The 13,867-nt window shown below is 72.8% G+C and carries 11 protein-coding genes; 10 read left to right on the top strand and 1 reads right to left on the bottom strand.

All coding sequences use genetic code 11. The features are described 5' to 3' along the window. Nucleotides 1-6: 6 nt before the first annotated feature. The 9 genes from BOQ63_RS00725 to BOQ63_RS00685 all read left to right on the top strand — a co-directional run bounded on the left by BOQ63_RS00725 (nt 7) and on the right by BOQ63_RS00685 (nt 11,956). Nucleotides 7-2,043, top strand: coding sequence for a lantibiotic dehydratase family protein (locus BOQ63_RS00725; protein WP_454129509.1), 2,037 nt, complete (start codon nt 7-9; stop codon nt 2,041-2,043). Further along, nucleotides 2,040-3,113 carry a lanthionine synthetase C family protein gene (locus BOQ63_RS00720; RefSeq protein ID WP_072653034.1) on the top strand — a complete coding sequence of 358 codons (1,074 nt, stop codon included), beginning with the start codon at nt 2,040-2,042 and terminating at the stop codon, nt 3,111-3,113. Before BOQ63_RS00725 ends, BOQ63_RS00720 begins: the two co-directional genes overlap by 4 nt. A gap of 45 nt (nt 3,114-3,158) precedes the next feature. Beyond that, entirely contained in the window at nt 3,159-5,213 is a 2,055-nt protein-coding gene (gene fxlM, locus BOQ63_RS00715; protein WP_072653033.1) for a methyltransferase, FxLD system, read from the top strand. 3 nt (nt 5,214-5,216) lie between these two features. Next, the gene (locus BOQ63_RS00710; protein WP_072653032.1) at nt 5,217-6,308 is read left to right on the top strand and encodes a hypothetical protein; all 1,092 of its coding nucleotides are present in this window, start codon (nt 5,217-5,219) and stop codon (nt 6,306-6,308) included. Nucleotides 6,309-6,642: 334 nt separating this feature from the next. Further along, nucleotides 6,643-9,813, top strand: coding sequence for an ATP-binding cassette domain-containing protein (locus BOQ63_RS00705; RefSeq protein ID WP_072653031.1), 3,171 nt, complete (start codon nt 6,643-6,645; stop codon nt 9,811-9,813). 29 nt (nt 9,814-9,842) lie between these two features. Beyond that, the gene (locus BOQ63_RS00700) at nt 9,843-10,691 is read left to right on the top strand and encodes an NUDIX hydrolase (protein ID WP_454129506.1); all 849 of its coding nucleotides are present in this window, start codon (nt 9,843-9,845) and stop codon (nt 10,689-10,691) included. Then, the gene (locus BOQ63_RS00695) at nt 10,621-11,289 is read left to right on the top strand and encodes an NUDIX hydrolase (protein ID WP_454129504.1); all 669 of its coding nucleotides are present in this window, start codon (nt 10,621-10,623) and stop codon (nt 11,287-11,289) included. Before BOQ63_RS00700 ends, BOQ63_RS00695 begins: the two co-directional genes overlap by 71 nt. 65 nt (nt 11,290-11,354) lie before the next feature. Next, nucleotides 11,355-11,834 carry a GNAT family N-acetyltransferase gene (locus BOQ63_RS00690; protein WP_072653030.1) on the top strand — a complete coding sequence of 160 codons (480 nt, stop codon included), beginning with the start codon at nt 11,355-11,357 and terminating at the stop codon, nt 11,832-11,834. Further along, nucleotides 11,831-11,956: a hypothetical protein gene (locus BOQ63_RS00685; protein ID WP_454129502.1), complete on the top strand. Its 126-nt coding sequence runs from the start codon at nt 11,831-11,833 to the stop codon at nt 11,954-11,956. Before BOQ63_RS00690 ends, BOQ63_RS00685 begins: the two co-directional genes overlap by 4 nt. A gap of 99 nt (nt 11,957-12,055) precedes the next feature. On the opposite strand, the gene BOQ63_RS00680 is transcribed toward BOQ63_RS00685, so the two are convergent. Then, nucleotides 12,056-12,628, bottom strand: a complete 573-nt coding sequence (locus BOQ63_RS00680; RefSeq protein ID WP_072653029.1) for a hypothetical protein — start codon at nt 12,626-12,628, stop codon at nt 12,056-12,058. A 233-nt stretch (nt 12,629-12,861) separates the two neighbouring features. Here BOQ63_RS00680 and BOQ63_RS00675 point away from each other — a divergent pair, with 233 nt between their 5' ends. Further along, nucleotides 12,862-13,860: a phosphotransferase enzyme family protein gene (locus BOQ63_RS00675; RefSeq protein WP_454129500.1), complete on the top strand. Its 999-nt coding sequence runs from the start codon at nt 12,862-12,864 to the stop codon at nt 13,858-13,860. Nucleotides 13,861-13,867: the final 7 nt, after the last annotated feature.

Raw genomic sequence — 13,867 nt, 5'->3', positions numbered from 1 at the left:
TGGGTGATGACGCGTTCGCGACCCAGCCTGTACCGCAGCGTCGGCGACAGCATGCTGCGAGCTGCAGTGAGCCTCAGCGCGCCGAAGACGCCCGAGTGGCCGGGGCGGGGCGCCACGGGCGAGCAGTGGCGTGCGTGGCTGGCCGGGGTTTGGGCCGACGATGCCTTCCGGCAGACCGTGGCCGGTGCCAGCCCGGACCTGGCGCGCAGGGTCGAGGAGATCGTCGCTGGGCGGTTGCCCAGCGCGCGCCGGCTGCGCCGGGCGGCGCTGGCGGTAGCCCGCTACACCATCCGCTACGCCCAGCGGTCCACACCGTTCGGCCGGTTCGCGGGCGTTGCCCTGGTCGGCTTCGGGCAGGTGTCCGTGGTGCGCTTCGGAGACCGGCACGAGGTGGTAGGCCGGCCGGACCCGGTGGCGCTGGACGCGGTGGTCAGCGATTGGGAGGCTGACAGCGAGCGGATGGCCGGTGTCGAGGTCTGCGTCAACAGCCTGGTTCGCCGTCAGGACGGCCGCGTGTGCGTCCCATCGGAAGGACCGGCGGAGTACTCGCTGGCCCTGTCGCCCGCCCTCGCGCTCATTCTCGACGCGGCCAAGGCGCCGATCGCCTACTCGGAGCTGGCGGACAAAGTCGCCGCCGAGTTCCCGCAGACGGAAAAGGCCCAGCGGACGGAACTGCTGAGTCAGTTGCTGCGGGTACGGGTGCTGCGGTCGCAGCTGCGCGCACCGGCCACATTCGCTGACCCGCTCGGCCCCCTTCCCGCCGTGCTGCGGGAGTCCTGCGATCGCACGGCCGCGGTGGACCTGGGCCTGGACGCGGCGGTGCGGCTTCCGCACGCCGTGGAGCTGGAGGCGCAGACCGCCGCCGCTGTCCTTACCCGGCTTGCCACCCACCCGGCGGGCACGCCGGTGTGGCGCCGCTACACCGAGCGGTTCCTCGAGCGCTACGGCGAGGGTGCCGTGGTGGCGTTGGAGCAGCTGACGGATCCCGAGCGGGGGCTGGGCCGGCCCGAGGGGTTCGGTCAGGTCGTGGAGCCTCCTCGTCCGATGACCCGCAGGGACCGGCTGTTGCTGGAACTGGCCGGCACGGCCGCCGTGGAGGGCACGCGGGCGGTGGTGCTGTCCGGCGCGATGATCGAACGGCTGGAGGCCGCCGCCGGTGAACCGGCGGCCCTCACCCCACCGCACCTGGAGGTGTGCGTGCAGGTCCAGGCCGGCTCGCTCCGGGCGCTGGACCGCGGTGACTTCCGGCTTCGGGTGGCGACGGTCTCCCGCGCGGCTGGCTCGATGACCGGCCGGTTCTGGCACCTGTTCCCGCAACTCGGCGAGCAGCACGCCGCGCTGCCCACGGTCGAGCCCGGTGCGGAGCTGGTCCAGCTGTCCTTCCACGCCGGGCGCGTCCCGGCCGACCTGCTCACCCGCGCCCCGCAGGTGCTGCCCCGGGTGGTCAGCGTCGGGGAGTTCCGCCACCGCGGACCGGGAGTGCTCTTCCCCTGTGACCTGGCGGTCGGCGCCTGCGATGGCCGGCTCTACCTGGTCGAGGCCGCCACTGGCCGGCACCTGGAGCTGCTGGCCCCCACCGCGATCAACTTCCTGTGGAACAACTACACCCCGCCGCTGGCCAGGTTCCTGGCCGAGATCAGCCGCGCCGCCGCGCCGCAGGTGACGTGGTTCGACTGGGGCGCGGCCTGGACCCTCCCGTTCACCCCGGCCCTGCACTACCGGCGCACCGTCCTGGTGGCCGCCCGCTGGCAACTGCCCGCCCAGGCGCTGCCCGGACGCGCCGCGACGCTCGAGCAGTGGGCGGGGCAGCTGCGCGCCTGGATGGGCCGCTTCAAGGTGCCGGAGCGCGTGCTGCTGGCCGAGGACGACCAGCAGCTGCCGCTCGACCTGAGCCTGGACATGCACCTGGACGTGCTGCGCGCGCACCTGGCCGCGAGCCCGACCGGAGTTGCGGTCCTTCACGAGGCGCCACCGCCGGACGCGGACGGCTGGATCGGCGGACGGGCGCACAGCATCGTCGTCCCGATGGCGGCGGCCTCATGACGTCGGCCATCGCCGTGCCGCGGTTCCAGGAGCTGTCCGAGGGGGCACTGGGAGTGGCGCTGCTGCACATCGAGCGCGGTGACCTCGCCGCCGCCCGCCGGCACCTGGCGCAGGCGGTGGCGGGCGGAGTCAGTACCGGGGGCAATGCGTCGCTGTTCCACGGAGCCCCGGCCCTGGAGTTCGTGCTCGGCCGTGCCGGAGCGCCCACCCGTCAGGTGCGCGAGGCCGCGGACAAGGTCGTCTCCGCGCGCCTGGCCGCGGCCGCCCTGCGCCGCGACGGTGGGGCGCTGGCGCGCCCGGCGGAGTTCGACCTGATCCGGGGCCTTGCCGGCCTGGGCGCGCTGCTACTCGCCCGCGAACCCGCCCACCCGCTGCTGCACCAGGTGCTCTCCTACCTGGTCTCGCTGGCCCAGCCAGTGCGCTCCTTGGGCCGGGAACTGCCGGGCTGGTGGTCCGAGGCCGGTCCGGCCGACGAGGAGATGCCCGGCGGTCACGGCAACCTCGGCGTCGCGCACGGTGTGGCCGGCCCCTTGGCCGTGCTGGCCCTCGCCGCCCGCCACGGCGCCGAGGTGGCCGGGCAGCGCGAGGCCATCGAGGTGTTCAACGGCTGGCTGGAGCGGCACGAGCACGGGTACTGGATCACGCTCGACCAGCTGTCCGCGCGCACACCGCCCGGGCCGGTAACCGCGCGCCCGTCCTGGTGCTACGGCCAGCTCGGCATCGCCCGCACGCGGCAGGTGGCCGCCCTCGCCCTCGGCGACCAGGCCCGGCGCGAGGCGGCGGAGGACGCCGCTCTGCGGGTGCTGGCCGACCCGGCCCGTCTCGAGCACGTCACCGACGCCTCGCTGTGCCACGGCTGGGCCGGGCTGCTGGCCATCGTGCGTGCCATGGCCACCGACAGTCCTGCCCCCGGCCGGTTCACGTTGTACATCACCCACCTCACCACCCGGCTGACGGCCACCCTGGGCGAGTTGCCCAAGCCCGGCTTCCTGGAGGGCCGCGCCGGCGCGCAGCTCGCACTGGAGGGCAGCGACACCACCGGGTGGACCCGTGCGCTGCTGATCGCCTGACCCCTGCTCAAGCCCGTAACGAAGAAGTAAGGAGCGCCGACGACCATGGACTTTGACGAGCAGGACCCCGCCATCACCATCGACACCGGAACCTGGTGGCACGCCAGCGTGGCGTTCCCCGGCGGCACGATGAGCCCCCAGGCCGCCCGGGCCCTGTCGGCCGCCCTCGGCGAGAGTCGGTTCCACTTCCTGCGCAAGGAGCAGGGGCTGCGCCTGCGTACCGAGCACCCCGCGGCCGACGTCCTGGACCAGCTGGTCGCCGACCAGGTGGCCAGCGCCTGGACCGGCAAGATCTACGAGCCGGAGACGGAGGCGTTCGGCGGCCCCGAGGCCATGGACGTCGCACACGACCTGTTCTGCGCGGACAGCCGCTTCGCCCTGCCCGAGACCGGCAACTTGGGTGGGCGGGAGCGCTGCATCCTGCTGCTGTCGACCATGCACCGGGCCGCCGGCCTCGACCCGTTCGAGATCGGCGACGTCTGGGTCAGGTTCGCCACCACCCGCCCCGCGGTCGTCCCGCCCGCCGGTCCCGCACGCGAGACGGCGGTCGCGGCCATGCGGCGCCTGATGAACGCCGACGCCGCCCTGCGGCCCGACGCCGAGCCCGGCTGGTCCGAACGCGTGGCCGCCTTCGAGGACGCCGGGCTGCGCCTGCGGTGCCTGGACGCCGACGGGCGGCTGGTGCGCGGCCTGCGCACCGTGCTCGCCCACCATGTGATCTTCACCTTTAACCGCGGCGCCGTCCCCGTCGACGCCCAGGCCGCCGCCGCCTGGATGGCCCGTCAAGTCGCCCTCGCCGAAGGCGAATCCGCCGACGTGTCGCTCCGGCCATCTGCCACCCTGACCCCTAACCTCTCACGGATGGAGACCCCCCTGAGCACCCAAGCCGACCCCGCCGACCTGCGCCAGGCGCTCGTCACCCGCCTCGTCGACGCCGGCCAGCTGCGCACCCCGGACGTCATCGCCGCCTTCGAGACCACCGAGCGCGAGCGGTTCCTGCCCGGCGTCGACCTTCAGACCGCCTACGTCGAGGACGCCGTGCCGATCAAGCACGACGACGGCGGCGAGATGATCTCCTGCATCAGCGCCCCGTCGATCGTGGCCACCCAGCTCGAACAGCTGGGTGCCCGCCCCGGCCACAAGATCCTGGAAGCCGGCGCCGCGACCGGCTACAACGCCGCGCTGCTGGGCAAACTGGTCGCCCCCGGCGGCCACGTGTGGACCCTGGACGTGGACCAGGACCTCGTCGATACCGCCGCCAAGCACCTGGCGGATGCCGGGGCCTCCAACGTGACCGCTGTCCTGGGCGACGGCGCCGTCGGCCTGCCCCAGTACGGCCCCTTCGACCGCATCCAGTTCACCGTCGGCGCCGGCGACATCCCGCTGGGGATCCTCGACCAGCTCGCCCCCGGCGGACGGCTGGTCCTGCCGATGCGGATCCGCGGCAGCATCTCCCGCAGTTTCGCGTTCGAGCGCGACGGCGAGGCGTGGAAGACCGTCTCCTGCGAGATGGCCACGTTCGTGCCCCTGCGCAAGGGCGTCTGCGACGACATCTACACCCTCGTCCCCCACATCGGAGAGGGGAACGTGCGCCTGGAGACCTTCAGCGAGCAGGAGGTCGACCGCGAGGCGATGCGCGCCGTGCTGGACCAGCCGCAGACCAAGGTCTACACCGGCGTGAAGTTCCGCCAGGGCGACCCGTGGCAGTGGGTGTACCTGTACCTGGCGTGCGTCCTGCCCAACGGGCTGTCCCGGATGCCCGGTTCCCGTCCGGGGTTCACCCCGCACTTCGGCTGGGGCTCGATGGCCGCCCTCGACGGCGACACCCTGGCCTACCTGACGGTGCGCGAGGGCGAGGACGACCTGGGCCGGTTCTGGGAGATCGGCGTCATCGGCCACGGCTCGCGCGCCGCCGCCCTCGCCGAGCAGGTCGCCATCGAGATCCGCGAGTGGCACCAGGGCTGGGGCAACGACGCCCCGGAGCCCGGCTTCCGCATGGCCGTCGGCGACGCCCGCAGCCGGCTGACGGCGGCCGAGCCGCGCTTCATCGTCGAGAAGTCCAACAGTCGCATCGTCGTCGACTGGCCGCGCAGGGGCTGACCGATGGTTCCCGCGATAGCCAGTCGCATCCCGCTGGTGCGCCGCCCCAAGGCACCCGGGTTACCCCTGGAGAGGCGGATCAGCGAGCTCGGTGCGCTGGCCGTGCAGCCCGCGGGTGCGGGCCACCGTGATCTGGTGGCCCGCACCTGCGGGGTCCTCAACTACGCCGCGCTGATCGCCTCCGACGCCGCCCTGCCCGACCTGGCCGCCGAGCTGTGCTGGCGTCAGTACCGGGTGTTCGCCGACGCCGGGACGCTCTCGGGGGACATCGCCGTGATGGCGCTCATGCCGGTGGTGAACATCGCCCGCCTGATGATCCGCGAAGGCGACGGCGAAGGCGCCTACGACGTGCTCCAGCGGCTCTACCGCGCAGCCCAGCAGCGGGGTGCGGCCGAGATCCGCGGCCACACCGTCGACCTGGCGGGGCTCAGCGCGACGCCGGGCGACCACCGCAAGGTCTGCGAGGAGCTGTGGGTCGCCGTGCTCACCGACGGTGCCCGGGCCCTGGCACGGATCGGCCGCTGGAGCGAGGCAGCCCAAGCTATGACCGCCCACCGCGGCGTCGGCAACCGGCTTCTCGACGGCCGCCAGATCGTGATCATGTCGCTGATGGAACGCGGCCTCGACCAGCAGGCCCGCGACATGATCGAGGTCACCAGCAGCACGGAGCCGTGGGAGGACTCTGTCGCGGCTCTCCTGCTCGCGTACTGCCGGCCCGCCGCCTCGCCACTACCGAAGAACGAACTCGACCGCGCCCTGCGGGAAGCACTCGCGCTGACCAGCCCGCCCGACCCGGCCACCGCCGCGTTCCAGGCCCGCGTCGCCCTTGCCGCGCTCGACCTGGCCGACAAGGAGACCGAGAGCAGTACCTCGCTGCGGCAGGCCCTCGTCGACGTGGCGGCCCTGGACGCCTATGCCGCCCGGGACGTCCTGAACCACCAACAGGCCCACTCATACCTGGCCATCGAACAGGTGCGGCAGCTGTGTGCAGTGCTCGCCGCATCGGGACTCGGTGGCGGCCTTCGGCCAGAGCACGCGGACGCTCTGGCCACCGCCGCGGACACCGCAGAGGAGGCACTTCGCGCCCTGCTCTGACCCGCGAACCACCTCGCGCGACACCGTCCGGCGGGTAACCCGGCGGCACCGGTGGTGTCCATCAACTCGCCGGTCCGACACGAGAGTTTCCCTGAAGTGATGACAAGCGCCAGGACACGCCCACGGGCTGGTCCGCGCGCTGCCAGGATCTGCGCACCGACCGCTACGCCACCTTCGACCACCTCGGGAGAGCCATGTCCTCGGGCACGTCCCGCTCCGGGCCGCCGGACGTTCACCGCGCACCGCCGGTCGGCCGGGTAGGTGGTGCGGCGCCGTGCGCGGGCATCGACGACCGGCCGCCGGTTCGGGCCGGCTGGAGCCAGGAGGGGGGTGGGTGTTGACCGGGGTCGAGACGCAGGAGTCCGTGGAGGAGGACTACGGCCTGGGACTTGGCTGGGACGCGGCGGACCAGGAGGTGCGTGCGGCAGGCGTGCGGCAGATCTCGGCCCGGCTGCCGGGGGTGCTGGGCGAGGCGTTCCGGCTCGCGTGGCGGGTGGACGGCCGCGCGGTGGTGGTACTGCTGGTGTGCCAGGTCGCTGCCGGTGTTCTGCAGGCCGGCGGGCTGCTGGCCACCACGCGGGCGATCGGCGTGCTGATCGGCTCCGGCGGCATCGGCTCCCGCCTGGATGCAGCGTTGCCCTCCTTGCTGGTGCTCGCCTGCGCGGGCGGCACTCGGGCGCTGCTGGGTCTGACGGTCGCGGCGCTGTCGCGGCGGGTCGCACCGCAGTTGACCGCGCAGGCCGAGGCGATGCTGTTGGAGGCCGTGGCCGGCGCGGAGCTCGTCGCGTTCGAGAACCCTGGCTTCAGCGACCGTGCCGAGGCCGCCGAGCGGGGCGCGAACACGGCCGGCGACCTGGTCTCCGGCACCCAGGACCTGATCGCCTCGGCGGCTTCCCTGGTCGGCTCCGCTTTCGTCGTGTCCGTGCTTCACCCCCTTCTTCTGCCGCTGCTGGCGCTGGGGATCGTGCCGCGCTGGATCTCCCTGATCCGCGCCCAGCACGTCGAGTACACCTCCTATCAGCGCTCGATCCCCGACCGGCGGATGATGGGCGCGCTGCGCTGGTATCTGAGCGACAAGTACCCGGCCGACCAGGTCAGGGCCGGGACGATGGCCGGCTTCCTCCTGGGCCGCTACCGCCACCACGCCGCCCTGGTGCGCGAGCGCGAGCACCAGGCGGCTTGGCGGTCCGCGAAGATCGCCGCGATCGGGTCGGCCGTGGCTGGCCTGTCCTCCGCGCTGCTGTGGGGCGCGCTGGTGGCGCTACTGGCGAGTGGTCACATGTCGCTGGCCAGGGCCGGGACGGCGGTGCTGGCGCTCCAGGCAGTCAGCACCGCGCTGTGGGGCATGGTCATCGCCGCAGGGCGCCTGTTCCGAACCTCGACGTACCTGGGCTCGTGGCGCACCTTCCTGGAGGAGGCCGCCGAGCACCGCCTGACCCGCGGCACCACCCCCGTGGTCGAGGCGCGCGTGTTCCGCGCCGAGAAGATCACCCTGACCTACCCCGACGCGCCCCGCCCGGCCTTGGACGAGGTCACCTTCGAAGTCCGGCGCGGGGAGATCGTCGGCCTGGTCGGCATGAACGGCTCCGGCAAGACCACCCTGGGCAAGTGCCTGGCCGGCCTCTACCTGCCCGACAGCGGTCAGGTCACCTGGGACGGGGTGGACGTGCGCGACCTGGACCCCGCCTTGGCGTGGAAGCGGGTGGCGTACGTGCCGCAGCAGTACGCCAAGTTCCCGGTCACGCTGGAAGCCAACATCACCCTCGGCCAGCCCCACGCCGGCGGGCGCCCAGCGGTGCTGGCCGCCGCCGAGGCCGCCGGCGCGGACCGGGTGATCGGCAAGCTGAGGCACGGCCTGGACACGCTGATGGCCCGCGCGTTCTGGGGCGGCTCCGGCGACCTGTCGGGCGGAGAGTGGCAACGCGTGGCGCTGAGCCGCGCGTTCTACCGCCCCAGCGACCTCCTCATCATGGACGAGCCCACCAGCGCGCTGGACGCCGAAGGCGAGAGCCGCATCATCACCGGGCTGCGCGAGCAAGCCCAGGGCCGCGCCACCGTGCTGGTCACCCACCGGCTGACCTGCCTTCGGTACGTGGACCGCGTCGTCGTCCTCAAGGACGGACGAGTGGCGGAGGAGGGCACCCTCGAAGCGCTTCTCGCCCTCGAGGAGGGCGGTGAACTGGCCAAACTCTGGGCCCTGCAGCAGCAGGACACCGCCGCCGACACCCCGCCGACCGGCAGCTGCCAGGACGAACCTGTGGACGACGCCGGCCGCGGCCTGCGCGCCCGGCTGGTCGAGCGGCTGGAGACGGAGGCGGGCCTGGTCGACCCGGCACTGCGCGCGGCGTTCTCGGCGGTGCGCCGAGAGATCATCGTGCCGCGCGGCTACGCCCCCAGGGACCAGGTCGCCGGCACCGACCGGCGGGTCTGGCAGCTCCTGGACGCCGGCCACCCGGCCGACCTGCAGGAGTGGCTGGACCTGGTCTACAGCGGCGAGTCCCTGATGCTGCACCTGCCCGGCCAGGACCCCGCCGCCGTGCCGCGCGGCCACCTCGTGGTCGGCGGCGGCTTCGCGTCGCAGACCACCCACACCACCGCCCTCGTACACCTCCTCCAGCCCCTGGCTCTGCGCCGTGGTGCGCGCGTGCTGGAAGCCGGAACCGGCGCCGGGACGGTGGCCGCGCTTCTGTGCGAGATCACCGGCCAGGAACGGGTGACCGGCATCGAGGTCGACCCGCGGCTGGGCCGGGCGGCCCGCGAGCGCCTGGCCGCCGCCGGGTACCGGCCGCGTCTGCTGACCGGCGATGCCCTGGTCGGCTGCCCCGGTGAGAAGTTCGACACCATCGTGCTGTCCTTCTCCGTGCGCAGTGTGCCCGCCGCTCTGTTGGAGCAGATGGCCCCGGGCGGCTCGCTGGTCGCGGGCATCCACACCGGATCGCCCTCATGGCCGTCCCACTGCCGCATCACCCGAACCGCCACCGGCTGGGACGCGGCCCTGATCCCCTACACCCGCGGCGGCACCGCCCCCGCGGCCGGGCAGGACTACTGGCGCCCGCAGCCGCTCGCCGATGCCACCGTGGAGGCGGATCACCGGCGGGTCAGCCGCATCCCGGTTCCGGACCGCCTCACGTACGCCGGGTTCTGGCTGGCCGCCGGGCACCTGTTGGGCGTCGCCAACGGCGTGGCGCAGGGCCCGGGGCGGTGGATGCTGCATCAGCCGGCCACTGGTGCCCGCGTCCTGCTGACCGACGAGGACGGTTCCTGGCAGGTGTCCTGGTCCGGTGGCCACGACCTGTGGGCGGACGTCGAAGAACTCCACGCCCGCTGGGAGAAGGCCGGTCGGCCGGGCGAGTACCGGCTCGACCTCTCCGACCCCGCCCGGCAGACCGTCCACGCCGGACCGGCCGGCCGGGGCCTGCGCTGGGTACTGCCCGGCAACCAGCTCACCCCGTCGCCCCGGTCGCCCGCCGACGACCTGCCGCACCGGCTCCCGACCGGTCGATGACGCCCCGCCCGCGCCCGAGAGGTCCCGCCATGCCGCCTGCCCACTCCGACATCCGCCAGCTCGTCCAGGCCTACCTGCGGCGGCACCCGCGGGAACGGGCTCGGCTGGAGCCGCTGCTGGCGCTCCTGGACTCGGTGCCCGAGCCGACCAGCCGCGCGACGCTGCCCGCGCACATCACGTGCAGCGCCGTCGTCATCCGGCCCGAGGGCCAGGTCCTGCACATCCACCACAAGGCCACCGGCCTGGTGATCTGCCCGGGCGGGCACGTCGAGGCCGGTGACGAAAGCCTGCTCGCGACGGCCCTGCGCGAGGTCCACGAGGAGGCCGGCATCGCGCCGGGCGACCTGTGCCTGACCCCGCAGATCCTCGGCGTCCCAGTCGACATCGACATCAACGACATCGGCCCCAACCCGGCCAAGGGTGAAGGTGCCCACCAGCACTGGGACTTCCGGTTCGCCTTCTGTCTCGTCGCCGACTCGGCCGAGGTCGCTTTGCAGGCGGAGGAGGTCACCGGAGCCGAGTGGCGCCCCCTGGAGCGGGTCGCCTCACCCTCGCTGCGTGCCAAGCTGCTCGCGGCCGAGATCGACGGCCAGGCGGAACCAGTCAATGCCTCCGTCCTGATCCACGATGGCGCCGGCCGCTACCTCTTCCACCTGCGCGACAACTACCGCGGCATTTGGGCACCGGGCGAGTGGTCGCTCCTGGGCGGCGGGCGCGAGCCGCTGGATGCCACGCTGACGGACACGCTGCTGCGCGAGCGCCGAGGAGGCTCCCGGCCTCGAACTGGACGAGCTTCAGCCCTTCGCGGTGGAGCAGACCACCGGCGTGGACGGGCTGTGCGTGCCGGTCCAGATCTACGCCGCCCGCTGGAACGGTGAACCCGACGCCGTGGCCCTGAACGAGGGCGTCATGCTGCGCTGGTTCGAGCCGGAGATGCTGCACCGGCTGCTGCTGCGCCCCTCCACGATCGAGCTGGTGCACCGGCACGCGGTGCAGCACACGGCCAGCCGCCGAGCGCCGAAGGCGCGGCCCGGCAGCCAGGCCGTGCCCAACGTCATCGGAGTCCACCTCTACCTGGAGGACGGCGACGGCCGGGTCATGCTCGGGCTGCGCCATCCGGATTCGGCCTACGCCGGGAACACCTGGCACTTCCTGGCCGGGCACTGCGAGCAGGAGTCGGCCGTCGAGTGCCTGATCCGTGAGGCCATGGAGGAAGCCGGCCTGGTCATCGACCCCGCCGACGTGGAGTTCGCGCACGCCGTCCACCTCGTCGACGCCCCGGGCGCCCAGCCCAGGCTCGGGCTGGTCTTCCGGGTCCGCTTCTGGAAGGGCACGCCCGAACTGCGCGAGCCCGGCAAGTGCACGGCTTGGCAGTGGTGGCACCCGGATGCCCTGCCCGAGCAGATCGTTCCGTACACCCGAGCCGCGATCGACGGTATCCGGGCCGGCCGGCCGTACACCGAAATGGGCTGGTGAACACGGCCACACACCAGGCCCACGCTGCACTGGTTCACCGCCGTCCGACGAGAGGACACCGCACTGTGAAGCACACCGCACCCACGGCCCGCCCGCGCCGGGCCCTGCCATCGGACGCCGCCGAACTCACCCGGCTGCGCCTGGTCATGCTCGCCTCCGCCGGCGTTGTCCCGCCGGAGCCCTGGAGTCTTGAGTGCGAGCGGTGGTTCGCCGACCGCCTCGCGGGCGACCAGCGCTTCGCCGCGTTCATCATCGACGGCGGCGCGGGCAGGCTGCTGTCCTGCGCGGTCGGCCAGTACACCGACCGCATGCCCCGGCCCGGTCAAGGCCCGTACGTCGGGCACATCGCCTCGGTGGCCACCGACCCCGGCCACCGCCGCCAGGGCCACGCCCGACTCGTCGTCGAGGCCGTGCACGACTGGCTCACCGCCAGCGGCTGCGGCCAGATCAACCTCACCGCCTCCCCGGAGGCCGCGGCCCTGTACCGCTCGCTCGGCTACGCCAACGTGGCGAGCCCGGCCCCGCTGACCTGGAGCGCCCCATGACCGCCGCCGACCAGCAACCGCCCTTCGACCTGCTCGCTCAAGCCGTGGCCGCTGGCATCCAGCGCCCGGCCTCATCGGTGCTGCTCGTCAACCGCCGCGGAGAATTGGGAAGAGCCACATGACCAACCGACACCACAGTGTCACCAAGGTCTACGTGCTCCTACATAGGGCCGACGGCGCCATCCGCGCGTAGACGGTGTTCCTACGGACCGCAGAAGTATTCAGTCATGGATCGCCCAGACGTCCCTCGGCAGCCAGTGGGAGAGATCATCGAGCGCCTCAGCGGGGTAGAACACGGGCCGGGTGAGGAGACGGTCGCCCTCTCGTTGCACATTGATCGTCACACCGAGGGACTCCGAGGCCGGAACGCCTGCGCTCATGTAGACGAGGTCGCTTTCGGACGGCAGGGCTCGATCGACCATCCACTGCTCCAGCACGGAGGGCACCCGGCCGACCAGCGTCGTGCCCTCCACGGAGACCTGCGGCCCGCACAGGGCGTCGACCACGACGCCTGCGAGCCCCTCATCCCGGTAGAAGAGGTGCAGGCCGAACTTCGGATAGACCCCCTGCACGACCGTGGAGACATTCGAGTTCGCAGGACGATGGCGCTGGTGCCGCTCGGTCTCCGCCGTGACATCGCTCATCGCGTCCGCTACCTCGACGGGGCTCATGCCGAAGCGCAGTGGCCCCACACCCACGAACGGCTCCAACATCCACTGCTGCCGCTCTTCGTCCGGCAGCACATGCCACCACCCCTTGAACATGATCACGGAGTCTACGACGGCGACGAACATCGACGCACCGCTACAGGGTCCTCTTCCCATGCCTGGGCAGGGTCGAAGCTGACCGACCTCCCTCGACGGTTGGGACCGCCTCTCAACTGCTAGCTAACGCTTCCACTACACCTGTTGCAGAAAGAGAGCAACGCATGCAACCGCGTGACCTGGATAAATGTGGCGCTCTACCAGCCGAACAGTGCGCTGAGCCCCAGAGAAGCCGATACCCGCTCGCTGAACTGCCCTCCCCGATGGTGGCCTACTGCCGGGCCGGGGTCGACGCCTACCAGGCCGGCCGGCAGTTCGCCGTCCACTTCCAGGAGCCGGGCGACCCGATCGAGTTCGAGCCGACGGCGGACCGACTGCGCCTGGTGTCCTCCGTCGACGCCTCCCCGCAGGCGCCCGACCGACGGGTGCGGGAGTTCGCCGAGCAGGCGGTGGGGCGCATCACCATCTGGACCGACACCTCGTGGGAGCGGGAGGGCAGCCGCGTGTGGCGGGTGCGTGGCGCCGAGGGCGGCGAGTGGTTCGTGAAGGTCCACCAGAACGCCCGCTTCCACGGCCGGGAGGTGACCGCCTACCAGACCTGGGTGCCGGCCCTGGGCGCGGCCGCGCCCCGCCTGGTGGCCGTCGACCCGGATCTTCGGGCCGTCATCCTCACCGCGGTGCCCGGCCGTTCCCTCCACGGCGCCGTCCACCCGCCCGAGGAGCAGCGGCGCATCTTCCACCGCATCGGACAGCTCGCGGCCGCGATCCACCACAGCGCCCCCGCCCAACCGGGCGACGGGCCTCCGGCGGCACTGGGGAAGCTGGAGCGGCACCTGGCCGGCGCCCGCGAGCACCTGGCGCCTGGCGACGAGGACTACATCCGCGCCATCGCCAAGAGCGCCGAGCAGCTCCCCGCCCTCGACCTGGTACCCACCCACGGTGACCTCCAGCTCCGCAACCTCCGCTGGGACGCGGCCACCACCACCCTGTACGTGATCGACTTCGAGCGGGCCGAACGTAGCCCCGCCGTAAGGGACTTCGTGCGCCTGGCCGACGCCTGGACCGGCCGCTCGGACCTCCACGAGGCCGTGATGGCCGGCTACGGAAGGCAGTTCACGGCGGCCGAGGAGCAGCACCTGGCAGTCCACGCCGTCCTGGACGCCGTTTCCGGGATTCAGTACGGGGCCGCGAACGGCGATCCCGAACTGGTGGAGCGCGGCCGCCGCACCCTGGCCCACCTGCGCACCACCCACCGCGTATGACCAGCCC

Origin of the sequence: Streptomyces viridifaciens (assembly GCF_001888885.2) — a bacterium.
Taxonomy (GTDB): Bacteria; Actinomycetota; Actinomycetes; order Streptomycetales; family Streptomycetaceae; genus Kitasatospora; species Kitasatospora aureofaciens.
The sequence above is the reverse complement of the archived record's forward strand: the minus strand, read 5'-3'. Positions and strand labels throughout refer to the sequence as shown.

Bases quoted from the DNA above. Each gene is read 5' to 3' on its own strand.
- BOQ63_RS00725 (WP_454129509.1), top strand. From the start codon at position 7: ATGACGCGTTCGCGACCCAGCCTGTACCGCAGCGTCGGCGACAGCATG.
- BOQ63_RS00720 (WP_072653034.1), top strand. From the start codon at position 2,040: ATGACGTCGGCCATCGCCGTGCCGCGGTTCCAGGAGCTGTCCGAGGGG.
- fxlM (WP_072653033.1), top strand. From the start codon at position 3,159: ATGGACTTTGACGAGCAGGACCCCGCCATCACCATCGACACCGGAACC.
- BOQ63_RS00710 (WP_072653032.1), top strand. From the start codon at position 5,217: ATGGTTCCCGCGATAGCCAGTCGCATCCCGCTGGTGCGCCGCCCCAAG.
- BOQ63_RS00700 (WP_454129506.1), top strand. From the start codon at position 9,843: ATGCCGCCTGCCCACTCCGACATCCGCCAGCTCGTCCAGGCCTACCTG.
- BOQ63_RS00685 (WP_454129502.1), top strand. From the start codon at position 11,831: ATGACCGCCGCCGACCAGCAACCGCCCTTCGACCTGCTCGCTCAAGCC.
- BOQ63_RS00680 (WP_072653029.1), bottom strand. From the start codon at position 12,628: ATGTTCGTCGCCGTCGTAGACTCCGTGATCATGTTCAAGGGGTGGTGG.
- BOQ63_RS00675 (WP_454129500.1), top strand. From the start codon at position 12,862: ATGGTGGCCTACTGCCGGGCCGGGGTCGACGCCTACCAGGCCGGCCGG.